Source organism: Paracoccus sp. Z118 (assembly GCF_019061185.1).
Taxonomy (GTDB): Bacteria; Pseudomonadota; Alphaproteobacteria; order Rhodobacterales; family Rhodobacteraceae; genus Paracoccus.
Map to the genome: position 1 here is coordinate 1 of NZ_JAHQZU010000157.1, position 322 is coordinate 322.

Consider the following 322-nt stretch of genomic DNA (forward strand, 5'->3'; position numbering starts at 1 on the left):
CGGGTGCAGCCCTCAGGCCGCTTGATCCCGCAGGGCCTCATAAAGACGTCCCGGTCCCATTAGCGCCGCCTTGAGCCCATCCTGAACCGCCTGCGACTCCAGTGCTTGCTGGCTCATTGCAGAATGCGCGTCGAGCGCGGCGATGACCGCATCCATGATCGCAGCTTTCAGGAGCGGTGAGTTGCCGAACTGCTCTTTCTGGTTGCTCCCGGCCTGCTGTGACAGCGTCTCGTTCTCCATCAGCTTGCCCTTCACCGCCATCGCGTAGGACAGCCGGTCATTGTCGGTTAAGCGCCGCCTCCGGGCCGGCGAGGCTTTCGGT

Annotated in this window: 1 protein-coding gene; it reads right to left on the minus strand. The window is 63.7% G+C overall.

What is annotated here, in order from left to right:
• Nucleotides 1–12: 12 nt before the first annotated feature.
• The coding region (locus KTN05_RS17980; RefSeq protein ID WP_217330716.1) for a hypothetical protein at nucleotides 13–322 on the minus strand (310 nt) is incomplete at its 5' end.